Source organism: Pseudomonas sp. Con_6, assembly GCF_059379395.1.
This window is the reverse complement of the sequence record NZ_CM182011.1, coordinates 72,403-97,484: the sequence shown is the minus strand read 5'-3', so window position 1 is coordinate 97,484 and position 25,082 is coordinate 72,403. Positions and strand designations below refer to the sequence as shown.

The 25,082-nt window shown below is 64.4% G+C and carries 24 protein-coding genes; 13 read left to right on the top strand and 11 right to left on the bottom strand.

The window, feature by feature from the left end; translation table 11 throughout:
• Nucleotides 1-64: 64 nt before the first annotated feature.
• Complete coding sequence (locus tag AC5QPF_RS00450) at nucleotides 65-304, top strand: hypothetical protein (RefSeq protein WP_494961535.1); 240 nt, start codon at nucleotides 65-67, stop codon at nucleotides 302-304.
• A 72-nt stretch (nucleotides 305-376) separates the two neighbouring features.
• Here AC5QPF_RS00450 and aroE read toward each other — a convergent pair whose 3' ends face one another.
• Nucleotides 377-1,201: a shikimate dehydrogenase gene (aroE, locus tag AC5QPF_RS00445; protein WP_494961534.1), complete on the bottom strand. Its 825-nt coding sequence runs from the start codon at nucleotides 1,199-1,201 to the stop codon at nucleotides 377-379.
• Between the two features lie 40 nt (nucleotides 1,202-1,241).
• The gene (gene hemF, locus AC5QPF_RS00440; protein WP_494961533.1) at nucleotides 1,242-2,168 is read right to left on the bottom strand and encodes an oxygen-dependent coproporphyrinogen oxidase; all 927 of its coding nucleotides are present in this window, start codon (nucleotides 2,166-2,168) and stop codon (nucleotides 1,242-1,244) included.
• Between the two features lie 134 nt (nucleotides 2,169-2,302).
• Here hemF and AC5QPF_RS00435 point away from each other — a divergent pair, with 134 nt between their 5' ends.
• Nucleotides 2,303-3,280 carry an NADPH:quinone reductase gene (locus tag AC5QPF_RS00435; RefSeq protein ID WP_494961532.1) on the top strand — a complete coding sequence of 326 codons (978 nt, stop codon included), beginning with the start codon at nucleotides 2,303-2,305 and terminating at the stop codon, nucleotides 3,278-3,280.
• A gap of 123 nt (nucleotides 3,281-3,403) precedes the next feature.
• Here AC5QPF_RS00435 and tsaC read toward each other — a convergent pair whose 3' ends face one another.
• Nucleotides 3,404-3,961: an L-threonylcarbamoyladenylate synthase type 1 TsaC gene (gene tsaC / locus AC5QPF_RS00430; RefSeq protein ID WP_494961531.1), complete on the bottom strand. Its 558-nt coding sequence runs from the start codon at nucleotides 3,959-3,961 to the stop codon at nucleotides 3,404-3,406.
• A gap of 39 nt (nucleotides 3,962-4,000) precedes the next feature.
• Nucleotides 4,001-5,098 carry a DNA-processing protein DprA gene (gene dprA / locus AC5QPF_RS00425; protein WP_494961530.1) on the bottom strand — a complete coding sequence of 366 codons (1,098 nt, stop codon included), beginning with the start codon at nucleotides 5,096-5,098 and terminating at the stop codon, nucleotides 4,001-4,003.
• A 209-nt stretch (nucleotides 5,099-5,307) separates the two neighbouring features.
• Here dprA and def point away from each other — a divergent pair, with 209 nt between their 5' ends.
• Genes def through AC5QPF_RS00400 form a run of 5 tightly spaced genes read left to right on the top strand, consistent with a single transcriptional unit; the run spans nucleotide 5,308 to nucleotide 9,840 of the window.
• Entirely contained in the window at nucleotides 5,308-5,814 is a 507-nt protein-coding gene (def, locus tag AC5QPF_RS00420) for a peptide deformylase (RefSeq protein ID WP_330072921.1), read from the top strand.
• A gap of 59 nt (nucleotides 5,815-5,873) precedes the next feature.
• Nucleotides 5,874-6,806, top strand: coding sequence for a methionyl-tRNA formyltransferase (fmt, locus tag AC5QPF_RS00415; protein WP_494961529.1), 933 nt, complete (start codon nucleotides 5,874-5,876; stop codon nucleotides 6,804-6,806).
• The gene (gene rsmB / locus AC5QPF_RS00410; protein ID WP_494961528.1) at nucleotides 6,803-8,113 is read left to right on the top strand and encodes a 16S rRNA (cytosine(967)-C(5))-methyltransferase RsmB; all 1,311 of its coding nucleotides are present in this window, start codon (nucleotides 6,803-6,805) and stop codon (nucleotides 8,111-8,113) included. Before fmt ends, rsmB begins: the two co-directional genes overlap by 4 nt.
• A gap of 25 nt (nucleotides 8,114-8,138) precedes the next feature.
• The gene (trkA, locus tag AC5QPF_RS00405; protein ID WP_494961527.1) at nucleotides 8,139-9,512 is read left to right on the top strand and encodes a Trk system potassium transporter TrkA; all 1,374 of its coding nucleotides are present in this window, start codon (nucleotides 8,139-8,141) and stop codon (nucleotides 9,510-9,512) included.
• Between the two features lie 13 nt (nucleotides 9,513-9,525).
• Nucleotides 9,526-9,840, top strand: coding sequence for a tetratricopeptide repeat protein (locus AC5QPF_RS00400; RefSeq protein WP_494961526.1), 315 nt, complete (start codon nucleotides 9,526-9,528; stop codon nucleotides 9,838-9,840).
• A 104-nt stretch (nucleotides 9,841-9,944) separates the two neighbouring features.
• Here the strand turns inward: AC5QPF_RS00400 and AC5QPF_RS00395 are convergent, their stop codons facing one another.
• Nucleotides 9,945-10,832 (bottom strand): lysophospholipid acyltransferase, encoded by an 888-nt coding sequence (locus AC5QPF_RS00395; RefSeq protein WP_494961525.1) that lies wholly within the window; start codon nucleotides 10,830-10,832, stop codon nucleotides 9,945-9,947.
• 39 nt (nucleotides 10,833-10,871) lie between these two features.
• Complete coding sequence (locus AC5QPF_RS00390; RefSeq protein ID WP_494961524.1) at nucleotides 10,872-11,423, bottom strand: DNA-3-methyladenine glycosylase I; 552 nt, start codon at nucleotides 11,421-11,423, stop codon at nucleotides 10,872-10,874.
• Between the two features lie 82 nt (nucleotides 11,424-11,505).
• Here AC5QPF_RS00390 and glyQ point away from each other — a divergent pair, with 82 nt between their 5' ends.
• The 4 genes from glyQ (at nucleotide 11,506) to AC5QPF_RS00370 (ending at nucleotide 15,878) form a co-directional block, all read left to right on the top strand.
• Nucleotides 11,506-12,453, top strand: a complete 948-nt coding sequence (glyQ, locus tag AC5QPF_RS00385; protein WP_075802064.1) for a glycine--tRNA ligase subunit alpha — start codon at nucleotides 11,506-11,508, stop codon at nucleotides 12,451-12,453.
• Nucleotides 12,450-14,504: a glycine--tRNA ligase subunit beta gene (gene glyS, locus AC5QPF_RS00380; protein WP_494961523.1), complete on the top strand. Its 2,055-nt coding sequence runs from the start codon at nucleotides 12,450-12,452 to the stop codon at nucleotides 14,502-14,504. Before glyQ ends, glyS begins: the two co-directional genes overlap by 4 nt.
• A gap of 3 nt (nucleotides 14,505-14,507) precedes the next feature.
• Entirely contained in the window at nucleotides 14,508-15,041 is a 534-nt protein-coding gene (gene gmhB / locus AC5QPF_RS00375; protein ID WP_494961522.1) for a D-glycero-beta-D-manno-heptose 1,7-bisphosphate 7-phosphatase, read from the top strand.
• A gap of 63 nt (nucleotides 15,042-15,104) precedes the next feature.
• Entirely contained in the window at nucleotides 15,105-15,878 is a 774-nt protein-coding gene (locus AC5QPF_RS00370; RefSeq protein WP_494961521.1) for a 1-acyl-sn-glycerol-3-phosphate acyltransferase, read from the top strand.
• Nucleotides 15,879-16,051: 173 nt separating this feature from the next.
• Here the strand turns inward: AC5QPF_RS00370 and AC5QPF_RS00365 are convergent, their stop codons facing one another.
• Both AC5QPF_RS00365 and AC5QPF_RS00360 read right to left on the bottom strand, forming a co-directional pair.
• The gene (locus AC5QPF_RS00365) at nucleotides 16,052-17,674 is read right to left on the bottom strand and encodes an MFS transporter (protein WP_494961520.1); all 1,623 of its coding nucleotides are present in this window, start codon (nucleotides 17,672-17,674) and stop codon (nucleotides 16,052-16,054) included.
• Nucleotides 17,675-17,780: 106 nt separating this feature from the next.
• Complete coding sequence (locus AC5QPF_RS00360; RefSeq protein ID WP_494961519.1) at nucleotides 17,781-19,430, bottom strand: GMC family oxidoreductase N-terminal domain-containing protein; 1,650 nt, start codon at nucleotides 19,428-19,430, stop codon at nucleotides 17,781-17,783.
• 127 nt (nucleotides 19,431-19,557) lie between these two features.
• On the opposite strand from AC5QPF_RS00360, the gene AC5QPF_RS00355 reads away from it, so the two are divergent.
• Nucleotides 19,558-20,445, top strand: a complete 888-nt coding sequence (locus AC5QPF_RS00355; RefSeq protein ID WP_494961518.1) for a LysR substrate-binding domain-containing protein — start codon at nucleotides 19,558-19,560, stop codon at nucleotides 20,443-20,445.
• Between the two features lie 84 nt (nucleotides 20,446-20,529).
• Here the strand turns inward: AC5QPF_RS00355 and AC5QPF_RS00350 are convergent, their stop codons facing one another.
• From AC5QPF_RS00350 to AC5QPF_RS00340, 3 genes are read right to left on the bottom strand one after another with little or no spacing between them, the layout of a single operon-like run.
• Nucleotides 20,530-21,348 (bottom strand): TSUP family transporter, encoded by an 819-nt coding sequence (locus AC5QPF_RS00350; protein WP_494961517.1) that lies wholly within the window; start codon nucleotides 21,346-21,348, stop codon nucleotides 20,530-20,532.
• Nucleotides 21,345-22,616, bottom strand: coding sequence for an FAD-dependent oxidoreductase (locus AC5QPF_RS00345; RefSeq protein ID WP_494961516.1), 1,272 nt, complete (start codon nucleotides 22,614-22,616; stop codon nucleotides 21,345-21,347). Before AC5QPF_RS00345 ends, AC5QPF_RS00350 begins: the two co-directional genes overlap by 4 nt.
• 38 nt (nucleotides 22,617-22,654) lie before the next feature.
• Nucleotides 22,655-23,539, bottom strand: coding sequence for an MBL fold metallo-hydrolase (locus tag AC5QPF_RS00340; RefSeq protein ID WP_494961515.1), 885 nt, complete (start codon nucleotides 23,537-23,539; stop codon nucleotides 22,655-22,657).
• 242 nt (nucleotides 23,540-23,781) lie between these two features.
• Here AC5QPF_RS00340 and AC5QPF_RS00335 point away from each other — a divergent pair, with 242 nt between their 5' ends.
• Nucleotides 23,782-25,071 carry a sigma 54-interacting transcriptional regulator gene (locus AC5QPF_RS00335; RefSeq protein WP_494961514.1) on the top strand — a complete coding sequence of 430 codons (1,290 nt, stop codon included), beginning with the start codon at nucleotides 23,782-23,784 and terminating at the stop codon, nucleotides 25,069-25,071.
• Nucleotides 25,072-25,082: the final 11 nt, after the last annotated feature.

Here is a 25,082-nt window from a genome sequence, read left to right as displayed (position 1 = left end):
TGCCACCCAACCGTTTGACAGCGGCGTTGGCAGTTCCCCGTTATCTACCCCTGGAGAACTGAACATGAAGAAACTCGTCCCCGATCCACCCTATGCCTACATCACTCCCGGCGTATCGCACGAAGAAGCGATCCTCAAGGCCGAAGAGTTCGTCATGAAAGCCATTGCCGCCGCCTCGGGGCTTCCCGAGCCCGCCAAGAAGCGTCATCAGGAAATGCTCGGTGAGTCGCTGTTGTACATGCGGATCGCCAAGGCATTTCTGGTCGTCGCCTCGGCGAAGTCGACGCAGAGTGTGCTGATCTGATAGCGGAACCTTGTGGGAGCGGGTTCACCCGCTCCCACAAGGTCCTCTATGGTTCTGGAAATCCAGAAGGACTCAAGCCCGCGCCAGTTGCCGGCGCAGCTCATCCAGCACCGGCGCCGTATCCGGACGCACGCCGCGCCAGATGAAGAACGCTTCCGCCGCCTGCTCCGCCAGCATCCCCAACCCATCCAGCACCTTGCCCGCGCCATGCTCTTTGGCCCAGACGCAGAACGGCGTCGGCTCCTTGCCGTACATCATGTCGTAGCACACGGTCTGGCCCGGAATGATCAGGCTCGGGTCGATGGGCGGCAGCTCGCCGGCAAGGCTCGCCGAGGTGGCGTTGATGATCAGGTCCACCGGCTCCTTCAGCCAGTTGAAACCGCTGGCTGCCACCGGGCCCAGGTCGGCGAATTCGCGAGCCAGTTGCTCAGCTTTTTCCACGGTGCGGTTGGCAATCACCAGCGAGGCCGGGTTGTGCGCCAACAACGGCTCCAGCACGCCACGCACGGCACCACCGGCACCCAGCAGAAGAATGCGCTTGCCGGTCAGTTCCACGCCGGCATTCACGGTGAGGTCACGGACCAGCCCGGCGCCGTCGGTGTTGTCGCCCTGCAGGCGGCCATCATCGAGACGGGTGAGGGTGTTCACCGCCCCGGCGCGTTGGGCGCGGGGGGTGAGGCTGTCGACCAGGCGGAAGGCTTCTTCCTTGAACGGCACGGTGACGTTGGCACCCAGCCCCTGCTTGAAGAAGCCCTGGGCGCAGGCGCTGAAGTCGTCCAGCGGGGCCAGCAGGGTGTCGTATTCCAGTTCTTCGCCAGTCTGGGCGGCGAACAGCCGGTGGATCAACGGCGACTTGCTGTGGCCGATGGGATTGCCGAATACAACATACTGGTCCATTCACGCGCTTCCTGGGTCAGACGGGGTGAGCACAATGGGCTCAGTGTACGGCCTTGTCCAGACCGAGCCAGTCGCGATCCGTCAGGAAGTATTCGGTCAGCCGCGCTTCGTCGCTGCCCGGTACCGGCTTCCAGTCGTAGCCCCAGCGCACCTGCGGCGGCAGCGACATGAGGATGGATTCGGTACGCCCGCCGGACTGCAGGCCGAACAGGGTGCCGCGGTCGTAGACCAGGTTGAACTCGACGTAGCGGCCGCGGCGGAATTCCTGGAATTCACGCTGCTCGGCAGTGTACGCCTCGGCCTTGCGGCGCTGGACGATCGGCAGGTAGGCGTCGATGTAGGCGTCGCCGATGGCGCGGATGAAGGCGAAGCAGGTGTCGAAGTCCCATTCGTTCAGGTCATCGAAGAACAGGCCGCCGATACCACGCGGCTCGCCACGGTGCTTGAGGTGGAAGTAGCGGTCGCACCAGGCCTTGTAGCGCGGGTAGACATCAGCACCGAACGGCGCGCAGGCCTGTTCGGCGACACGGTGCCAGTGGATGCAGTCTTCTTCGTTGCCGTAGTACGGAGTCAGGTCGAAGCCACCGCCGAACCACCAGACCGCTTCCTCGCCGTCCTTCTCGGCAATGAAGAAACGCACGTTGGCGTGGGAAGTCGGCACGTGCGGGTTGTGCGGGTGAATCACCAGCGACACGCCGAGGGCCTCGAAGCCACGGCCGGCCAGTTCCGGACGGTGGGCGCTGGCGGACGGCGGCAGGCCGCTGCCGAAGACATGGGAGAAGTTGACGCCGCCCTTCTCGATGACCTTGCCGTCGCCGATCACCCGGGTCCGTCCGCCGCCGCCGGCTTCGCGAGTCCAGGCGTCCTCGACGAAACGCGCACCGCCGTCTTCGTTTTCCAGGGCGGCGCAAATCCGGTCTTGCAGGTCGAGCAGGTAGGCTTTCACGGCCTCGGTGCGGCTAGTCATCAGGTCACCTTGAAGCGGGCTTGGCGGAAAATTCGGCGCACAGCATACCACCGTGCATGTGCCCCTCGGTGTTGACGGCGGTCAAGCAAAAGGCGTCCGATAGACCCTTTCCCCGATGTCCAAGGAGAGTGCAGATGGCCAAGCGTATCCAGTTCAGCCAGCATGGCGGCCCCGAGGTCCTGACCCTGGTCGAGTTCGAACCCAAGGCGCCCGCAGCGGGCAATGTCCGCGTGCGCAACCATGCCATCGGTCTGAATTTCATCGACACCTATTTCCGCGGTGGCCTGTATGCGCCGCCTTCGCTGCCGTCCGGCCTGGGTACCGAGGGTGCCGGGGTAGTGGAGGCGGTGGGCGAGGGCGTGAACCGCTTCAAGGTCGGTGACCGCGTGGCCTACGCTGGTGGCCCGCTGGGTGCCTACAGCGAAGTGCACGAACTGCCGGCGGCCAACCTGGTGTCGCTGCCGCAGAACATCAGTTTCGAGGAAGCCGCGGCCGTGATGCTCAAGGGTCTCACCGTGCAGTACCTGCTGCGCCAGACCTACGATGTGCAGCCGGGCGAGATCATCCTGTTTCATGCGGCAGCGGGTGGGGTCGGGTCGTTGGCTTGCCAGTGGGCCAAGGCTCTTGGCGCGAAGCTGATCGGTACCGTAAGTTCGGCGGAAAAGGCCGAGCGGGCCAAGGCGCTGGGCGCGTGGGCGACCATCGACTACAGCCATGAAGATGTGGCGCAGCGGGTGCTGGAACTGACCGATGGCAAGAAATGCCCGGTGGTGTATGACGGCGTGGGGCAGGACACCTGGCTGACCTCGCTGGACTGCCTGGCGCCGCGCGGACTGATGGTCAGCTTCGGCAATGCGTCAGGTGCGGTGAGCGGGGTGAACCTGGGGATCCTGGCGCAGAAGGGTTCGTTGTATGTGACCCGGCCGACGCTGGCCAGCTATGCGAACAACGCGCAGAACACCCAGGCGATGGCTGATGAGCTGTTCGCAGTGATTGCTAGCGGGAAAGTGAAGGTGGATATCCAGCAGCGATATCCGCTGGCGGAGGCGGCCAAGGCGCAGGAAGAGCTGTCGGCGCGGCGGACCGTTGGATCGACTGTTCTGATTCCCTGAAGTGTTGCTGTGTGGCTGATGGCCTCATCGCGGGCAACGCCCGCTCCCACAAGGTCCGGCGGTGTACGCGATACCTGTGGGAGCGGGCGTTGCCCGCGATGAGGCCATCAGCCACAACACAAATCAACCGGCCCGAACAATCTCTCCAGTCGCCAGATCCCGAATCACACTCGGATTCTTCCGCCCACCCAAGGCCCCTCCCAGGACCAGATCCAGTTGCCCGTGGAAATACTGCTCAACCCGCAACCGGCTCTTCGCCGCCGGACGCCCGGCCGGGTTGGCCGAGGTGGACACCAGCGGCCCCACCAGCGAACACAGGTCACGTACCAGCGGATGATCGCTGACCCGCAGCGCCACGGTGTCGTGCACGCCGGTGATCCACTCCGGCAGCATGCCCTGGTGCGGCACCAGCCAGGTGTTCGGACCCGGCCAGGTGCTGGCCATGCGGTCGAGCCAGAGGTCCGGGAAGTCTTCGAACAGGAAGTCGAACTGACGGATGTTGTCGGCGATCAGGATCAGGCCCTTGTTCACCGAACGCGACTTGAGCGCCAGCAAGCGGTCCACCGCTTCTTCGTTCCATGGGTCACAGCCCAGGCCCCAGACCGCTTCGGTCGGATAGGCGATCACCGCTCCGGCCCGGATTTCCCGCGCGGCTTGTTGCGCACGCCAACTGTTGACCATTTTCGTTTCACTCCGCTTCAAGGCTGATGCGCAGTTTACTTAGGCAGGGCGGGCAAACCAACGTCCCGCTTGATTGCAGACTAGCCCGTCCAGCTCCAGCTCGGTCAAGGCCGCCAGCACCTTGGCCAATGGCTGGCCACTACTGTTTGCGAGAGCTTCGCTGGTTTGCGGCGCCGCGAGCAACAGGGCGACCAGTGGATGAGCGGGTTTATCCACAGGCGCTGGCGAAAGGTTCTGCCAGCCGCGCAGGCTGTCGAGGATCTGCTCGATGCTTTCCACCAGCAACGCGCCATCGCGGATCAGTTGGTGGCAACCCTTGGCCCCGGGATGGTGGATCGAGCCAGGAATGGCGTACACCTCGCGGCCCTGTTCCGCCGCCAGCTTCGCGGTGATCAGCGAACCGCTGGCGAGGCTGGCCTCCACCACCAGCACACCCAGCGAGAGCCCACTGATGATCCGATTGCGCCGGGGAAAGTTGCCCGGCAAGGGACCGGCGTCCAGGGGAAACTCGGAAATCAGCGCACTACCCTTTTCCAGCATGCTCCGTGCCAGCGTGCGGTGTCGCTGTGGATAAAGTTTTTCCAGCCCGGTGCCGAGCACACCGATGGTCTCGCCATCCGCATCGATCGCAGCCTGGTGTGCGACACCGTCGATACCCAGGGCGAGGCCACTGGTGATGACGAAACCGGCCTTCGCCAGACTGCGGGAAAAAGCCGCCGCAGTGCCCAGGGCGGATGGCGTGGCCCGGCGGCTGCCGACGATCGCCAGCTGGGGTTTATCCACAAGCGCGGCGTTACCGGCGACGAACAGCAGAGGCGGCGGGTCTGGAATTTCGGCGAGCAGGGCCGGATAGCCGGGGTCGTCCCACATCAGCAAATGCTGGCCGGGACGCTCTAGCCAGCGCATCGCCGCCGTGGCGCCGTCACGCACTGCAGTACTGCGCCGGGCATCGCAGGCGGCCTGCGGCATCCCCAGCGCCAGCCATGCCGAGGCCGGGGCGCTAAGCGCGGACGAGGCGCCAGCAAAAGCCTGGATCAGTTTCAGGAAGCGCCGCGGACCGATCTCGGGCAACTGCTGCAACCGCAAGCGCGCCTCCAGTTCGGCAGGCGGGCAGGCAGGAAATTCAGCGCAAGACATAAGACCATCCTTGATCTTTCGGGGAGCCTCCACCCTTTACAACCTGTGGATAACTCTGTTGATAATGCTTTGACAACTCTCCTCCGAAGAGCCGTCGACAGCCGGTTTTTCAACCCTAGCCGACCTTTTCACAGGTGCCGAACGCGCCGAATCCCTTTATTATGTGCATTCATGTTTGTCACACATCGCACAGTGCAGCTCATACGCCTATGGCCATTCTGAACATCCTCGAATTCCCGGACTCGCGCCTTCGCACCATCGCCAAACCGGTGACGGAAGTCGACGACGCCATCCGCCAGTTGGTGGATGACATGTTCGAAACCATGTACGAAGCCCCCGGCATCGGCCTCGCCGCGACCCAGGTCAACGTGCACAAGCGCGTGGTGGTCATGGACCTCAGCGAAGATCGCAGCGAGCCGCGGGTGTTCATCAACCCCGAGCTGGAAGAGTTGACCCGCGACATGGGCCAATACCAGGAAGGTTGCCTGTCGGTCCCAGGGTTCTACGAGAACGTCGACCGTCCGCTGCAGGTCCGGGTCAAGGCCCTGGACCGCGATGGCAAGCCGTTCGAACTGATCGCCGAAGGCCTGCTCGCCGTATGCATCCAGCACGAATGCGACCACCTCAACGGCAAGCTGTTCGTCGACTACCTGTCGAACCTCAAACGCGACCGCATCAAGAAGAAGCTGGAAAAGCAGCACCGCCAGCAAGCTTGATCCTCCTCACTCCAGAAGGCTTGCTCCGGCAAGCCTTTTTTCTTTTAAGCGAGAACTGCATGCGCATCGTCTTCGCGGGCACCCCCGAGTTCGCCGCCGAACACCTCAAGGCCCTGCTGGCCAGCCAGCACGAAATCATCGCCGTCTACACCCAGCCGGACCGTCCGGCCGGGCGCGGGCAGAAGCTGATGCCGAGCCCGGTCAAGCAACTGGCTGTGGACAACGGCATCCCGGTGCTGCAACCGCCGACCCTGCGCAACCCTGAGGCGCAAGCCGAGCTGGCCGCGCTGCAACCGGATCTGATGGTGGTGGTGGCCTACGGCCTGATCCTGCCGCAGGTGGTGCTGGATATTCCGAAACACGGCTGCATCAACAGCCACGCCTCGCTGCTGCCACGCTGGCGCGGGGCCGCGCCGATCCAGCGCGCGGTGGAGGCGGGCGATGCCGAGAGCGGCGTCACCGTGATGCGCATGGAGGCGGGTCTCGACACCGGCCCGATGCTGCTCAAAGTGAGCACGCCCATCAGCGCCGAAGACACTGGCGGCAGCCTGCATGACCGTCTTGCCGAACTGGGCCCGCCGGCGGTGCTGCAAGCCATCGCCGGTCTCGATGCCGGCACCTTGCACGGCGAAGTGCAAGACGACGCCCTGGCGACTTATGCACACAAGCTGAACAAGGACGAAGCGCGCATCGACTGGAACCGTCCGGCGGTCGAGCTGGAACGCCTGGTGCGTGCCTTCAATCCGTGGCCGATCTGCCACAGCACGCTCGGCGGCGAAGCCCTGAAGGTGCTGGCCGCGGCCCTCGCCGAGGGCAAGGGCGCGCCGGGTGAAATCCTCTGCGCGAGCAAGGACGGCCTGATCGTCGCCTGTGGCGAAGGCGCGCTGTGCCTGACCCGTCTGCAACTGCCCGGCGGCAAGGCGCTGAACTTCAGCGACCTGTTCAACAGCCGTCGCGAGAAATTCACCCCCGGCACGGTACTTGGCCAATGAACCCACGTCTGGCCGCCGCCCGGGCCCTTGCCGCCGTACTCAGCGGCAAGGCCTCGCTGAACAGTTCGCTGCCGACGCAACTGGACAAAGTCGAAGCCCGCGACCGCGGCCTGACCCAGGACCTCGCCTTCGGCACCGCGCGCTGGCAGCCACGCCTGTCAGCGCTGGCCGAGCGCCTGTTGCAGAAACCATTCAAGGCAGCCGACGCCGATGTCCAGGCGTTGCTGCTGGTGGGCCTGTACCAGCTGTTCTACACCCGCGTCCCGGAGCACGCCGCCATCGGCGAAACCGTGGGCTGCGCCGACAAGCTGAAGAAGCCCTGGGCCAAGGGCCTGCTCAACGCCGTGCTGCGCCGCGCCCAGCGCGAGGGCAACGACCTGCTGGCCGAGATGGAACGCGACCCGGTGGTACGCACCGCCCACCCGCGCTGGCTGCAGAAGTCGCTGAAGGCCTTCTGGCCGGAGCAGTGGGAAGCCATCTGCGCCGCCAACAACGCTCATCCGCCGATGATCCTGCGGGTCAACCGCCGCCATCACAGCCGCGACGCCTACCTCGACCTGCTGCGTGAAGCCGGCATCGAGGCCGCGCCGTGCCAGTTCAGTCGCGATGGCATCCTCCTCGCAGAAGCCTGCGACGTGCGCAACCTGCCGGGCTTCGAGCAAGGCTGGATCAGCGTCCAGGACGAAGCCGCGCAACTGGCCGCCGACCTGCTGGAGCTGGCCCCCGGCCAACGGGTGCTGGACGCCTGCTGCGCCCCCGGCGGCAAGACCTGCCATCTGCTGGAAGCCGAGCCGAAGCTGGCCGGCGTGGTCGCCATCGACCTGGAAGCCAAGCGCCTGACCCGGGTCCGCGAGAACCTCGACCGCCTCGGCCTCGACGCCCAGCTGATCGCCTGCGACGCCCGCGACACCATCAACTGGTGGGACGGCAAGACCTTCCAGCGCATCCTGCTCGACGCACCGTGCTCGGCCACCGGCGTGATCCGCCGCCATCCGGACATCAAGCTGACCCGCCAGGCCGACGACATCGCGGCCCTCGCCAGCCTCCAGGGCGAACTGCTCGACGCCCTCTGGCCGACCCTGGAAGTGGGCGGCATGCTGCTCTACGCCACCTGCTCGACCCTGCCCACGGAAAACACCGAGGTGATCGCGGCCTTCCTCGCCCGTACCCCCGGCGCCCGTGAGCTGGACCTGGCTACCGACGCCGGCATCCGCCAGCCCCACGGTCGCCAGTTGCTCGCCCAGGAAGGCGGCCACGACGGTTTCTACTACGCCAAGCTGATCAAGATCGCCGCCTCGCGCGGCTAACAGGAATTAGGGAAGGGGACAGCGGATGAAGATCATCATCCTTGGCGCGGGGCAGGTCGGCGGCACGCTGGCCGAACACCTGGCCAGCGAAGCCAACGACATCACCGTGGTGGACACCGATGGCGACCGCCTGCGTGACCTGGGCGACCGCCTGGACATCCGCACCGTCCAGGGCCGCGCCTCGTTCCCGACCATCCTGCGCCAGGCCGGAGCCGACGATGCCGACATGCTGGTGGCGGTGACCAACAGCGACGAGACCAACATGGTCGCCTGCCAGGTCGCCCACACCCTGTTCCACACCCCGACCAAGATCGCCCGGGTGCGCGAGTCGGCCTACCTGACCCGCGCCGGCCTGTTCGACAATGAAGCCATCCCGGTGGACGTGCTGATCAGCCCGGAACAGGTGGTGACCCACTACATCAAGCGCCTGATCGAACAACCCGGCGCCCTGCAGGTGATCGACTTCGCCGAGGGCAAGGCCCAACTGGTGGCGGTCAAGGCCTACTACGGTGGGCCGCTGGTGGGCCAGCAACTGCGCCAGATCCGCGCGCACATGCCCAACGTGGATACCCGGGTGGCGGCGATCTTCCGCCGCGACCGGCCTATCCTGCCCCAGGGCGATACGGTGATCGAGGCCGACGACGAGGTCTTCTTCATCGCCGCCAAGGCCCATATCCGGGCGGTGATGGGCGAGCTGCGGCGACTCGACGAGACCAACAAGCGCGTGGTCATCGCCGGCGGCGGGCAGATCGGCGAACGCCTGGCCGAGGCCATCGAGAGCCGCTACCAGGTGAAGATCATCGAAATGAACCCGGCGCGCTGCCGCTATCTCTCGGACAACCTCGACAGCACCGTGGTGCTGCAGGGCAGTGCCTCGGACCGCGACCTGCTGCTGGAAGAGAACATCGCCGACGCCGACATCTTCCTGGCCCTGACCAACGACGACGAGGCCAACATCATGTCCTCGCTGCTGGCCAAGCGCCTGGGCGCGCGCAAGGTGATGACCATCATCAACAACCCGGCCTATGTCGACCTGGTGCAGGGTGGCGAGATCGATATCGCCATCAGCCCCCAACTGGCCACCATCGGCACCTTGCTGGCCCACGTGCGTCGCGGCGATATCGTCAGCGTGCACTCGTTGCGCCGGGGGGCGGCGGAGGCGATCGAGGCGATTGCCCATGGTGACTCGAAGTCGAGCAAGGTGGTGGGCAAGGCCATCGAGGACATCAACCTGCCACCTGGTACCACCATCGGCGCGATCATCCGCGACGAGGAAGTGCTGATCGCCCACGACGACACGGTGATCCAGAGCGGCGACCACGTGATCCTCTTCGTTGTGGATAAAAAGTACATCCGTGACGTGGAGAAGCTGTTCCACGTCGGCCTGACGTTCTTCTGAGAGGAGTGGCGTGATGCGCGAATCGCTGGAAAAGATGCTGGCCAAGGGTGTGGATAACGCCCTGTTGCGGTTTGGCCTGGGCAAGTCGTGGCTGGATGAGGGGAATGGGGCGCAGGCGGCGGTGCATCTGGCGCGGTGTGTGGAGCTGGATCCGAAGTATTCGGCGGCGTGGAAGCTGTTGGGCAAGGCGTGGGTGGCGGCTGGGGATAACTCTGCTGCCCGGGAGGCCTGGGAGCGGGGCATCGTGGCGGCGCAGGCTCATGGGGACAAGCAGGCCGAGAAGGAGATGGTGGTGTTTTTGAAGAAGCTGGAAAAAGCCGGCAACTGAATTCACCGCGAACCCTGTGGGAGCGGGTTCACCCGCGATTGCGTCGGTGAATCCACTACCGTAATCGCGGGTAAACCCACTCCCACAGGGTCCGCGTACTGCCTTTAATACCAGCGAGCCTCTCCAGCCGGCCGCTTCTTGAAGCGCTTCATGCTCCACATGTACTGGCTCGGATAAGCCCGCACATATTTCTCCACCACCTGACTCATCGCCGCCGCCGAAGTCTCGGTATCAAGGCTGTACATCGCCTCCGGCGCCGCCTCGAGGATCACCTTGAAGCCACTGCCATCCGGCAGCCGCAGCGCATGCAGGAACACCCCCACCGCCTTGCCCCCGGCCAGCATGTTCGGCACGAACTTGCTGGTCAGCGCCTTCGTCCCGAGGAACGGCACGAAGATCCCCGCCGATTCCGCCGGCTCCGGGTCCGCCGGAATCCCCACCTGGCCACCCTTGCGTACTTCTTTGATGATGCTGAGGATGCCTTCCTTGGTCGACGGCGCCACGCGGTTGCCCAACTGCACGCGCTGCTCGCGCAGCAAATCATCCACAGCCTTGAGCTTCGGTGGCCGGTAGAAAATGATCGGTTTGCACTGGCTGCAATAGAAGTGGTTGAGCACTTCCCAGTTGCCCAGGTGGCTGGTGATGCCGACCACGCCCTTGCCCGAGGCCAGCGCATCCTTCAGCACGTCCAGCCCTTCGACCTCACGCACCAGGTCGATGGAGCGCTGCGCCGGCCAGATCCAGGCACAGGCGCTTTCGGTAAAGGACTTGCCGATATCCATCAGGCTGCGCCCCACCAGCTTCTCGCGCTCGACCGGGTCCATCTCCGGGAAACACTTGGCCAGGTTGATGCGCACCACTTCGCGCGAGCTGTTGGGGACCTTCCACATGATCCAGCCAATCGCCGCGCCAACCCGCTGCACCGCGCCCCAGGGCAGCTTGGCAAACAACCGCAACGCCCCGACCATCAAGGCGCCCTTGAATTTATCCACAGGCAGGTTCCTCCATACACAAGCCGGGCATTGTAACCGTCAGCGCAGCAGGGCGGCGTATCGATCGCAATCGGTGGTGTGATCCATGACCATGCCGGTGGCCTGCATGAAGGCGTAGCAGATGGTCGGGCCGACGAAGGTGAAGCCGGCTTTCTGCAGGGCCTTGCTCATGGCCTTGGCTTCGTCGGTGACGGCAGGCACCTCGCCGCGGGCGGTGAAGTGATTGATCTTCGGCTGGCCACCGACGAACGACCACAACAAGGTCGCCGGGTCTTCCAGCGCCAGCCACGCCCGCGCATTGCGCCGCGCGGCATTGAGCTTGAGACGGTTGCGGATGATGCCGGGATCGAGCATGCGCTCCTCGATCTCCTCGTCGCTCATCTGCGCCAGCCGATGGGGATCGAAGCCGAACATGACCTCGCGATAACGCGCGCGTTTCTTCAGCACAGTGATCCACGACAGGCCGGCCTGGAACCCTTCGAGCAGAAGCATCTCGAATAGCTGCCCCGGGTCGCGTTGCGGCGTGCCCCACTCCTCGTCGTGGTAGGTCTGGTACAGCGGATCGTCGGTACACCAAAAGCAACGTGGCATAAAGCACCATGGGTAGAGGCCGGGGCGAATCGGGTTATACTCCCGCTCTTTATATTCGCAGCCCTAGAAACAGGTGAATTTCGTGAGCCAGCCTACGCCAGCCGTGCGTACCTTCCAAGACTTGATCCTCGCGCTCCAGCAGTACTGGGCCGAGCAAGGTTGTGTGGTGCTTCAGCCCTACGATATGGAAGTGGGCGCCGGCACTTTTCATACCGCCACGTTTCTGCGCGCCGTAGGCCCTGAAACCTGGAACGCCGCCTATGTCCAGCCAAGCCGCCGTCCTGGCGACGGTCGCTACGGCGAAAACCCCAACCGCCTGCAGCACTACTACCAGTTCCAGGTAGTCCTGAAGCCGAACCCGGCGAACTTCCAGGAGCTGTACCTGGGCTCGCTGAAGGCCATCGGCCTGGACCCGCTGGTTCACGACGTGCGCTTCGTCGAGGACAACTGGGAATCGCCGACCCTCGGCGCCTGGGGCCTGGGTTGGGAAATCTGGCTCAACGGCATGGAAGTCACCCAGTTCACCTACTTCCAGCAGGTCGGCGGCATCGAGTGCCTGCCGGTCACCGGCGAGATCACCTATGGCCTGGAACGCCTGGCCATGTACCTGCAGGGTGTCGACTCGGTGTATGACCTGGTCTGGACCGACGGTCCGTTCGGCAAGGTTACCTACGGCGACGTGTTCCACCAGAACGAAGTGGAACAGTCGACCTACAACTTCGAGCACGCCAACGTCGAGAAGCTGTTCGAACTGTTCGACTTCTACGAAAGCGAAGCGAACCGCCTGATCGAGCTGGAACTGCCACTGCCGACCTATGAAATGGTCCTCAAGGCCTCGCACACCTTCAACCTGCTGGACGCCCGCCGCGCCATCTCGGTAACCGAGCGCCAGCGTTACATCCTGCGCGTGCGCACCCTGGCCCGGGCCGTTGCCCAGAGCTACCTGCAAGCCCGTGCCCGCCTCGGCTTCCCGATGGCGACCCCCGAATTGCGTGACGAAGTGTTGGCCAAGCTGGAGGCTGCGGAATGAGTGCTCAAGATTTCCTGGTAGAACTGGGCACCGAAGAACTGCCACCCAAAGCCCTCGCCACGCTCGGCGACGCCTTCCTCGCCGGTATCGAGAAAGGCCTGCAGGCCGCCGGTCTGAACTATAGCGACAAGAAAGTCTTCGCCGCGCCGCGCCGTCTGGCCGTGCTGATCCGCAACCTGGACACCCAGCAGCCAGACCGCAGCATCAACGTCGACGGCCCGCCCCGCCAGGCCGCCTTCGACGCCGAAGGCAACCCGACCCAGGCCGCCCTGGGCTTCGCCAAGAAGTGCGGCGTGGAGCTGTCGGAAATCGACCAGAGCGGTCCGAAACTGCGCTTCTCCCAGCACATCCCGGGCAAGGCCACCGCCAGCCTGCTGCCGACCATCGTCGAGGATTCGCTGAACGACCTGCCGATTCCCAAGCGCATGCGCTGGGGTGCCCGCAAGGAAGAGTTCGTGCGTCCGACCCAGTGGCTGGTGATGCTGCTCGGTGACGACGTTGTCGATTGCACCATCCTCGCCCAGCAGGCCGGCCGCGAATCCCGCGGCCACCGCTTCCACCACCCGGAAAACGTGCGTATCAGCGCCCCGGCCAACTACCAGGAAGACCTGCGCAAGGCCTACGTCCTGGCTGACTTCGCCGAGCGTCGCGACCTCATCAGCAAGCGCACCGCGGAACTTGCCCTGCAGCAGGAAGGCACCGCCATCGTGCCGCCGGCGCTGCTGGACGAAGTCACCGCGCTGGTCGAGTGGCCAGTACCGCTGGTGTGCTCGTTCGAGGAACGCTTCCTCGAAGTCCCGCAGGAAGCCCTGATCACTACCATGCAGGACAACCAGAAGTACTTCTGCCTGCTGGATGTCGACGGCAAGCTGCTGCCGCGCTTCATCACCGTGGCCAACGTCGAGAGCCGCGATCCGAAACAGATCATCGAAGGCAACGAGAAGGTCGTGCGCCCACGCCTGACCGACGCCGAGTTCTTCTTCAAGCAGGACAAGAAGCAGCCGCTGGAAAGCTTCAACGAGCGCTTGCAGAACGTGGTGTTCCAAGCCCAGCTGGGCAGCGTCTTCGAGAAAGCCGAGCGCGTCGGAAAGCTGGCCGCGTTCATCGCCGGCAAGATCGGCGGCGACGCCACCCGCGCCCAGCGTGCAGGCCTGCTGTCGAAATGCGACCTGGCCACCGAGATGGTCGGCGAATTCCCTGAGATGCAAGGCGTTGCCGGCTACTACTACGCCCTCAACGACGGCGAGCCGGAAGACGTCGCCCTGGCCCTGAACGAGCAGTACATGCCGCGCGGTGCGGGTGCCGAACTGCCATCGACCCTGACCGGTGCGGCCGTGGCCATCGCCGACAAGCTCGACACGCTGGTGGGCATCTTCGGCATCGGCATGCTGCCGACCGGCAGCAAGGACCCGTACGCCCTGCGTCGCGCGGCCCTGGGCGTGCTGCGCATCCTGATCGAGAAGCAGCTGGACCTCGACCTGACCGAAGCGGTGGAGTTCGCCGTCAAGCAGTTCGGCGCCAAGGTCAAGGCTGCCGGCCTGGCCGAACAGGTGCTGGAGTTCATCTTCGATCGCCTGCGTGCTCGCTACGAAGACGAAGGCATCGATGTCGCCACCTACCTGTCGGTACGTGCCCTGAAGCCGGGTTCCGCCCTGGACTTCGACCAGCGCGTGCAAGCCGTGCAGTCGTTCCGCAAGCTGCCGGAAGCCGCTGCCCTGGCCGCAGTGAACAAGCGCGTGTCGAACCTGCTGGGCAAGGCTGAAGGCACCATCGCCACTCACGTCGAGCCGAAGTACTTCGACAACGCCAACGAGTTCTCCCTGTACTCGGCGATCCAGCAGGCCGACCAGGCCGTGCAGCCAATGGCCGCACAGCGCCAGTACACCGAGTCGCTGGCTCGCCTGGCAGCCCTGCGCGAGCCGGTAGACGCGTTCTTCGAAGCGGTGATGGTCAATGCCGAGGACGCCAACGTGCGCGCCAACCGTTACGCCCTGCTCAGCCGCCTGCGCGGCCTGTTCCTGGGCGTGGCCGACATCTCGCTGCTGGGGTAAGCCTTGAAACTGCTGATTCTCGATCGTGACGGAGTGATCAACCAGGACTCCGACGCCTACATCAAGTCGCTGGAAGAGTGGATTCCGATTCCCGGCTCGATCGAGGCCATCGCGCAGTTGAGCCAGGCCGGCTGGACGGTGGCGATCGCTACCAACCAGTCCGGCATCGCCCGCGGCTACTATTCGCTGGCGACCCTGGACGCCATGCACACTCGCCTGCGCGAGCTGGTGCGCGGGCTGGGTGGTGAGGTCGGCCTGATCGTCTACTGCCCGCACGGGCCGGACGAGGGCTGCGATTGCCGCAAGCCCAAGCCCGGGATGCTGCGGCAGATCGCCGGACACTACGGCGTCGGACTGACCGGCGTGTGGTTCGTCGGCGACAGTCCGGGTGACCTGGAGGCCGCGAAGGCCGTCGATGCACAACCGGTCCTGGTGCGTACCGGCAAGGGTGAAAAGACCCTCGCCAAAGGCGTGTCGCCGGATACACTGGTTTTCGACGACCTGGCCACCCTAGCCAGAGAACTTATCCACAAATAGCGCGCCCGCCTAACGGGCGCGTTCTTGCTAAGGCGGGTGCTCCCCGCAACGGTACAAGCCGCTATGTCGATCCTGCAGGCGATCAGAATTGCACTCTTCTATGTGCTGCTGGGGACCAGTGCGCTGCTCTGGTGCTCGCTGAGTTTCTTTGTCGCGCCTTTCCTGCCTTTCCGTATCCGTTATCGCTTCATCAACGTGTACTGGTGCCGTTTCGCACTGGTGCTGGTGCGGCTGTTCCTCGGTATCAAGGTCAAGGTGACCGGCGCCGAGCACATCCCCGAGCGCCCCTGCGTGATCGTCTCCAACCACCAGAGCACTTGGGAGACCTTCTTCCTCTCCGCCTATTTCCAGCCCTTGAGCCAGGTGCTCAAGCGCGAACTGCTGTACGTGCCGTTCTTCGGCTGGGCGATGGCCATGCTGCGGCCCATCGCCATTGACCGTGACAACCCCAAGGTCGCCCTCAAGCAGGTCGCCAGCAAAGGCGACAAGCTGCTCAAGGAACACACCTGGGTGCTGATCTTCCCGGAAGGCACTCGCGTGCCCTTCGGTCAGATCGGCAAGTTCTCGCGCAGCGGCGCGGCGCTGGCGGTGAACGCCGACCTGCCGGTGCTGCCGATTGCCCACAACGCCGGCAAGTACTGGCCGAAGGAAGGCTGGGGCAAGCGCGCCGGCACCATCGAGGTGGTGATTGGCGAACCGATGTGGGCTGAAGGCAGCGGTCCGCGGGCCATCGCCGAACTCAACGACCGCGCTGCCGCATGGAACGAAAAGACCCAGCGCGAAATGGGTTCTCTGCCGGCGCAACCGGCCTCCAGCGAAACCTCGTCGGTGGCCTGAGCGTTCTGTGGATAACTTGTTGACAATATTTGGATCAATCGCGGAAAAAAGCGCTAAGTCATTAATCTGTCTACATATTTCTGTGTATGACCGCTTCATGTAAATCGTGCATAAGTTTTTTCGCGGAATTAAAAAACCGGCTTTTAAGCCGGTTTTTTTGTGCCTGGAATTTCTCAGACCTTGTCGATATCCACATCACGGGTTTCTTTCAGGCAGAACAGCCCGACCACCAGGCTGACGCCGGTGATCAGCACCGGATACCAGAGCCCGTAGAAGATATCGCCGGTGTACACCACCAGGGCGAACGACACCGTGGGCAGGAAGCCACCGAACCAGCCGTTGCCGATGTGGTAGGGCAGGGACATGGAGGTGTAGCGGATGCGGGTGGGGAACAGCTCGACCATTACAGCCGCCAGCGGGCCGTAGGTCATGGTGGCGATCAGGATCATCACCACGATCAGCAGCACCACCATCGGCTCGTTCACATTGGCGGCCTCGGCCTTGGCCGGGTAGCCGGCTTTCTCGATGGCCGAACGCATGGCCGCTTCGTCGAAGCCGTCGATACGCTGCTCGCCGATGGTCACCGCCACTGCACTACCGGCTGGCAGCGACTGCGAGCTGTACGGCAGGCCCTGCTTGACCAGGAAGGTCTTGACCTTGTCGCACGGGCTGTCGAAACGGGCTTTACCCACAGGGTCGAACTGGAAGGTGCAGGCGGCCGGGTCGGCCATCACCACGATGGGCGACTGGCGGCTGGCGGCGTCGATCTGGGGATTGGCGTAGTGACTCAGGGCCTTGAACAGCGGGAAGTAGAGCACGGTGGCCAGCAGCAGCCCGAGCATCAGGATCGGCTTGCGCCCGACCCGGTCCGACAGCCAGCCGAAGAAGACGAAGAACGGCGCACCGATCACCACACTGATGATCAGCAGGGTATTGGCCTGGGCCGGGTCCATCTTGAGCATCTGGGTCATGAAGAACAGTACGTAGAACTGCGCAGTGTAGAAGGTCACCGCCTGCCCGGCGTTGATGCTGAATAGCGCGGTGAGCACCACCTTGAGGTTCGGCCATGATGTGAAGGACTCGCGGATCGGCGACTTGCTGACCTTGCCCTGGGCCTTCATTTTCACGAAGGCTGGCGACTCGTGCATGCTCATGCGGATCCAGGTGGAGATCGCCAACAGAACGATGGACAGCAGGAAGGGCAGGCGCCAGCCCCAGGTCTCGAACTGGTCGCCGCTGATATAGCGGCTGCCCAGCACCACGAGCAGCGACAGCAGCAGGCCGAGGGTCGCGGTGGACTGGATAAAACCTGTGTGGAAGCCACGCTTGCCGGGCGGCGCATGCTCCGCCACGTAGGTGGCCGCACCGCCGTACTCACCGCCCAGGGCCAGGCCCTGAAGCATGCGCAGCACCACGAGGATGATCGGCGCGGCAATGCCAATGCTGGCGTAGGTGGGTAGCAGGCCGACGGCGAAGGTCGACAGGCCCATGAGGACAATGGTGACAAGGAAGGTGTACTTGCGGCCGATCATGTCGCCCAGGCGGCCGAACACCAGCGCACCGAAGGGGCGAACCAGGAAGCCGGCCGCAAACGCCATCAACGCGAAGATGAACGCCGTGGTGTCGTTGACCCCAGCGAAGAACTGCTTGCTGATGACCGCGGCCAGGGCCCCGTAGAGAAAAAAGTCATACCACTCGAAAACCGTCCCGAGGGATGACGCGAAAATGATCTTGCGCTCTTCGCGGCGGCTGCCTGCCGTCGCGGTCGCGCCCTGTTGCTGGAGGGTGTCCGACATCGTGCTGTCCTCTCGGCCCCTTGCGGGGGCACAGTGATTATTGTTTTTTTCCACTGTCGACACCGGTCGACTGCTGCCGGTGTCGCTGTTGCGCGCCGCCCCGGGTTCAGGGCGTCGTTATCGTTGCTCGGTCACTGCGGTTGCCAGCGGCTTCATGGCCCTGGAGGATGAGTTGCGCGGCCTTCTCCGCGATCATCAGGGTGGGGGAACAGGTATTGCCGGACACTATGTTCGGCATGATCGAGGCATCCGCGACCCGCAGGCCGGGGATGCCGTGCACGCGCAGCTGTGCATCCACTACATCCAGCGGACCGCTGCCCATGCGGCAGGTTCCGGAGGGGTGGAAGATGGTGGTGCCGATCGCGCCGGCGGCCTTCTGCAGTTCTTCCTCGGTGCTCAGCGCCGCGCCCGGCAGGTATTCCCGTGGCGAGAACGGCGCTAGGGCAGGGGAGCCGACGATGGCGCGGGTGATGCGAATGGCCTGGGCGGCGACCTTGAGGTCCTGGGCATCGCTGAGGTAGTTGGGATCGATGACCGGCGCCACGGAAGGATCGGCGGAGCGGATATCCACACGCCCGCGACTGACCGGGCGCAGGTTGCACACCGAAGCGGTGAAAGCGGCGAAGCGATGCAGCGGCTCGCCGAAGCGGTCCAGGGACAGCGGCTGCACGTGGTACTGCAGGTTCGGCGAGGCCTGCTCCGGGCCGGAACGCACGAAAGCGCCCAACTGGCTCGGCGCCATGGCCAGCGGTCCGCTGCGGTCATAGAGGTAACGCAGACCCATACCCATCTTGCCGAGCAGACTGTTGGCAACCTGGTTGAGGGTGCGTACGTTGTCCACCTGGTAGATCAGGCGCAGTTGCAGGTGGTCCTGCAGGTTGCCGCCGACGCCTGGCAGTTCGTGCTGAACGCCGATGCCCAGGCGCTCCAGCAGTGGCCGCGGGCCGATACCGGAGCGCTGGAGGATACCTGGCGAGCCGACGGAGCCGGCGCACAGGAGAATCTCCCGGCGCGCGGCGAATGCCTGCCACTGGCCTTGCCAGCGTCCGCGTACCGCCACCGCACGGCCGTTCTCCAGCACCACACGGTCGACTTCGACGCCGGTCAGCACATCGAGGTTGGGGCGGTTGGCGATCGGCCGCAGGAAGGCCTTGGAGGCGTTCCAGCGCACCCCGGCCTTCTGGTTGACCTGGAAGTATCCACAGCCCTGGTTGTCGCCACCGTTGAAGTCGTCGACGCTGGCGATGCCTTGCTGCGCCGCCGCCTCGCGGAAGGCATCGAGGATCGCCCAGGAATAGCGTTGCTGCTCGACCCGCCACTCGCCGTCGCCACCATGGAACTCCGCACTGCCGGCGAAGTGCCGTTCGCTGGCCTTGAACAGTGGCAGCACATCCTTCCAGGCCCAGCCGGGATTACCCTCCTCGGCCCAGCGGTCGTAGTCACCAGACTGGCCGCGCATGTAGATCATGCCGTTGATCGACGAGCAGCCGCCGAGCACCTTGCCTCGCGGATAACCCAGGCTGCGGCCGTTGAGGCCGGGCTGGTTCTCGGTCTTGAAGCACCAGTCGGTACGTGGATTGCCAATGCAGTAGAGATAGCCCACCGGAATGTGAATCCAGGGGTAGTTGTCGCGCCCGCCCGCTTCGAGCAGGGCGACGCGGCAGGACGGATCGGCGGACAGACGGTTGGCCAGGAGGCAACCGGCAGGGCCGGCACCGACGATGACGTAGTCGTAGGACGGATCGGCTGATGGCATTTCACACCTCGCGCCTGATTTTTATTCTTGTCTTCCTCCAGTGTTGTTGATTACTTTCGAGATGAAAACGAGAGATTTCACTCAACCGCTGTGCGTTTTAGCGCAGCACCGGCTTAACGGGAACAGCATGTTCGACTGGAATGATCTGCGGTTTTTTCTTGAACTCCAGCGCAGCGGGCGCCTGCTCACCGCCGCCAAGCGCCTCAATACCACCCACAGCACAGTGGCCCGGCATATCGAGAATATCGAGCAGAGCCTGGGCACTGCGTTGTTCGTCCAGCATGCCCAGGGCTATGAGCTGACGCCGTCCGGGCAGGCGCTGCTCAAGCATGCGGAGGCGATGGAGAATGTCGCGCTGCTGGCCCAGGAAGAGATTACCCAGGCCATCGCACCGCTGGGCAAGATCCGCCTGGGGGTCACCGAAGGCATCGGCATCGTCTTCTTCACTCCGCGCCTGAGCGGGCTGTTCGAGCGTTATCCGGGGCTGGAGGTAGAACTGGTGGCGGTGCCGCGCTTCGTCAGCATCATCAACCGCGAGGCGGAAATCAGCATCCATCTGGAACGGCCCAACGCTGACCTGCTGATCACTCGTAAGCTCACTGACTACCGCCTGGCGCTGTACGCCAGCCGTGAGTACCTGGCGCGGGCGCCAGCGCTGAACAGTCGCGAAGACCTGGCCCGGCACAGCTGGATCGGCTATGTCGACGACCTGCTGTTCAGTCAGGAGCTGCTGTTCCTTCACAGCTTCTGCCGCGCGCCGAACGTGGTATTCCGCAGCACCAGCGTGATCGCACAGCAGCATGCGGCACGGGCCGGGCTAGGCATCGCCGTGCTGCCCAACTATATGGCCCGTCATGACCCGGAGCTGGTGCGTATCCTGCCTAGTGAGACGATCCAGCGAAGTTACTGGATCAGTACGCGGCGGGAGTTGCACAAGTCGGTGCGGTTGCGGGTGGTGTGGGATTACCTGCTGGCGCTGTGTGCGGAGGAACAGGCCGAACTACTGGCCGAGTAGACTTTTGGGGCTGCTTCGCAGCCCTTCGCGAGCAACCTGTGGGAGCGAGCTTGCTCGCGAAGGGCCGCAGAGCGCACCCAGGCATTAACCGAATAGAGTGTTACCCGCCAGCAACAATGCCGCGCCAATCCCGACCACGGCGAAGGCCTGCTGCAGACGCGGGCCAGCCAAGTGATGGGCGACCTGGCGGCCACCGAGCAGTCCGACCAGTGCACCGATGGCGAAGGGCGCACCGACCGCCCAGTGCATCACGCCACTGAGGCTGGCAGTCAGCACGCTACCGGTGGAAACCAGGGCGATCACCGCCAGCGATGTGGCGACCATGCTCTTCATGTCCAGGTTGGTGTAGCGGCCCAGCGCAGGAATGATGACGAAGCCACCACCAACCCCGAGCAAGCCCGACAGCAGCCCGCTGAGCATGCCGGTGAAGGCCAGGGCACGGGCGCAGGGCAGGGTCCAACGAAGACGGCCCTGCAGCGGGTTGAGCACGCAGGGTTGCAGCTTGCGGTTGGCGCAGGGTGACTCGCCGCGCAGCTCGCGGCGGGCCTTGAGCAACATCCGCGAGCAGGCGTAGACCAGTATCACGGAGAAGCCCAGGGCCAGTGGCGCGTTGGGCAGGCGATGCGCCAGCCACAAACCGAATGGCGCCGTGACCAGCCCGAGCGCCGCGATGAAGAATGCCGCGCGGTAACGCACCAGCCCCTGGCGCCAGCCGAGGATCGCTCCGACGGCGGCCGCCAGTCCCACCGCCAGCAAACCGATCGGCGCCGCTTCGACCATGCTTAGGCCGAGGCCGAATACCAGCAACGGTACCGCGAGGATGCCGCCGCCGGCGCCAGTCAGCGCCAGGATCAATCCGACGATGGCGCCCAATCCGCCGCCAAGCAGATCGTGTTCCATCACGAATGTGCCTCCTGCACCGGCTTGACGAGCCATTCGCGGCCTTTGAGCATGCCGCGCCAGTACAGCGGCGGCAGCACCTGTGCCTTCAGCCACCAGGCCAGGCTGGTGGCCTTGCGGCCATCGAGCAGCCAGGCGGGGAAGCTCGGCGCCAGCTTGCCGCCGTAGGTGAACTCGGCGAGGACGATCTTGCCGCGGGCCACGGTCAGTGGACAGGAACCATAGCCGTCATAGGCCATCACTTTCGACAACCGACCGAGCGCCGCCAGCACGTTGTTCGCCACCACCGGGGCCTGCTTGCGGGCAGCGGCGGCGGTCTTGGCATTGCTGGTGTTGAGCACGTCACCCAGGCCATGGATGTTGGCGAAGGACCGGTGGCGCAGGGTCGCCGGGTCGACATCCAGCCAGCCGCCGGCATCGGCCAGCGGGCTGCTGCGGATCACCTCGGGCGCGACTTGCGGCGGCACCACATGCAGCATATCGAACGGCTGCACCACGGTTTCCGTGCTGCCGTCGGGCAGGGTACGAATGAAGGTGGCACGCTGGTTCGGGCCATCGACAGCCACCAGGCGGTGGACGTAGTTGAGCTCGATCGCGTAACGGTCGATGTACTCCATCAGTGCCGGCACATAGTCGGCGACGCCGAACAGCACGGCACCGGCACTGAAGAACTGCGCACGAACCGCACCGATCCGGCCATTGCGCAGCCAGTGGTCGCAGGACAGGTACATGGCCTTCTGCGGCGCGCCGGCACACTTGATCGGCATCGGCGGCTGGGTGAACAGCGCGCGGCCTTCCCGCAGGTTCTGCACCAGCTCCCAGGTATAGGGCGCCAGGTCGTAGCGGTAGTTGGAGGTCACACCATTGCGCCCGAGGGTTTCTTCCAACCCATCAATGGCGCTCCAGTCGAGCTTGAGGCCGGGGCAGACAATCAGCTGTTGATAACTCACCCGACGACCGTCGGCGAGGATCACTCGCTGCGCCTCGGGCTCGAAGCTGCTGACCGCAGCCTTGATCCAGCGCACACCGGCGGGGAGGGTCGAGGCCATGGTGCGGGCGGTGCTGGCGGCCTTGAAGATGCCGCCGCCGACCATGGTCCAGCCGGGTTGGTAGTAGTGCACGTCGGCGGGATCGACCAGGGCAATGTCCAGCGAGCGATCACGCGCCAGCAGGCTGGAGGCGACAGCGATCCCGGCGGCACCGGCGCCGACGACGAGCACGGTGTGATGATCCGCCTCGCGGCGGGTGGCAGAGGAGGGGGCAGCAGGCATGGGTACATCCTTTCTAATAATGATTCGGGTACGGCAGCTCAGAGGGCGTTGAGCGGGATCTTCAGGTAGCTCACGCCGTTGTCCTCAGGCTCGGGAAACTGGCCGCTGCGCATGTTGATCTGCACCGCCGGCAGCATCAGTACCGGCATCTCCAGGGTGGCATCTCGGGCTTGGCGCATGGTGACGAAGTCGTCTTCACTGATACCTTCGCGGATATGGATATTGCTGGCGCGCTGCTCTTCCACGGTGGTCATGTAGCGCAGCTCGCGGCCACCGGGCAGGTAGTCGTGGCACATGAACAGACGGGTGCGGGCGGGCAGGGCGAGGATGCGCTGGATCGAGCGGAACAGGGTACGGGCATCGGCACCGGGGAAGTCGCAGCGGGCAGTGCCGTAGTCGGGCATAAACAGAGTGTCGCCAACGAAGGCGATGGTCTCGCCCGCGCTTTCGATCAGGTAGGTCATGCACGCGGGCGTGTGACCGGGGGTGTTCCAGGCACGGGCACGGAGGTTGCCAATGGCGAAGGTGCTTTCGTCATCCAGCAGCACATCGAACTGGCTACCATCACGGGCGAAACCGGGACCGGCATTGAACAGGGTGCCGAAGGTCTTCTGCACTTGGGTGATCCGGCTGCCAATCGCCAGTTGCCCCCCAAGGGCCTGTTTCAAGTAGGCGGCCGCGGACAGGTGGTCGGCGTGCACATGGGTCTCCAGGATCCACTGCACACTGGCACCCAGGTCGCGCACCCGCGCGATCAGGCGGTCGGCGCTGGCGGTATCGGTCCGGCCGGACTTGGGGTCGTAGTCGAGGACACTGTCGACAAGGGCGCAGTGACGAGTCTGGTTGTCCATCACCAGATAGCTGATGGTCCAGGTCGCGCTGTCGAACAGCGCTTCCACATAGAGGTTGCCGCCAATGATCATTGCCCATTCTCCGGGGGTCAGGCTGGCGCCTTGCACGCAGGCTCGCCAATCAATCGTTTCCGGTGTTTTTCAAGATGCATGCCACTGCCGCTGTGCTTGAGGGCGCCCGGATTCATTGAGTCTGGCTCATCTGGTTGACAACGACTGCCGTGGCAGATGGCAGGTCGGTGGCAGACTTTGGCAGTCTTTGGCAGTGCAAGGGTCTTCGGTTAAGCTCGCGGCACGTTCTGCCAGGTATTGCCATGACCCTTATCTCCCACCCCGCCATCCAGGCGCTGGTGTCCTATCTCGAACACGACCCGCAGCCCTCGATCGTGCTCGACACCGACTACAACGTCCTTGCCGCCAATAGTGCCTACCAACGGCAGTTCGGCGGGGGAGCAGTGGGCGCCAAATGTCATCGCGTCTCGCACCATTACGCCGTGCCCTGTGACCAGGCCGGAGAGGTCTGCCCAATGCGCAAGGCGCGGGAGAGCCGGGTCGCCGAGCGCATGTTGCATGTGCATCACACGCCGCGCGGACCGGAGCATGTGGATGTAGAGCTGCGGCCGATCCTCGACGAGCACGGGCTGGTGATCGCCTTCGTTGAGCGGATGAACCGCATCACCCTGGCTTCCGCGCAGCCACAGCAGAATGGTCTGGTGGGTCGCTCTGCTGCGTTCAAGATTGCACTTGAGGGATTGCAACGGGCGGCACCGGCGCAAATTCCGGTGCTGCTGCAAGGCGAGTCAGGCACCGGTAAGGAGCTTTTCGCCCGCGCCCTGCATCTGGGCAGTCCGCGTGCCGACGGTCCTCTGGTGGTGGTGGACTGCACCGGGCTGACCGAGTCGCTGTTCGAGAGTGAATTGTTCGGCTATGAGAAGGGTGCCTTCACCGGAGCCCTGCAGCGCAAGATTGGCCTGGCGGAAGCGGCCCATGGCGGCACGCTGTTCCTCGATGAGATTGGCGAGGTGCCTCTGGCGATGCAGGTCAAGCTGCTGCGCCTGATCGAGTCGGGGAGCTTCCGTCCGGTGGGTAGCCTGCGAACCGTGCACTCCGATTTCCGTCTGGTCTGTGCCACGCACAAACCGCTGCGTGAGATGGCTGCGGCGGGTACCTTCCGTGAAGACCTCTACTACCGCATCAGCGGGTTCCCTATTCGCTTGCCGTCATTGAAGGAGCGAGTAGAGGATCTGCCCCTGCTGATCGAAACTCTGCTGCACCGCATCGCCGGATCGGTCGCGCCGCAGATCGACAAGCAGGCATTGAGCCTGCTACAGGCCTACAGCTTCCCGGGCAATATCCGCGAGCTGCGTAACATCCTTGAACGGGCTCGGCTGTTCGCCGATGACGGTGTTATCCGGATGCAGCACCTGCCGTCGGAAGTCGCCGGGGAAGGGACGTTTGTTGCACAGCGTCGAGGGGGACAGGACGAACGCGGCCGGCTGGCTCATGCCTTGGAACGCTTCGAAGGGTCGCGCAGCGAGTTGGCGAAACACTTGGGCCTGAGTGAGCGCACCCTGTATCGGCGCCTGAAGGAACTCGGCCTTTAGTGTTTCACGTG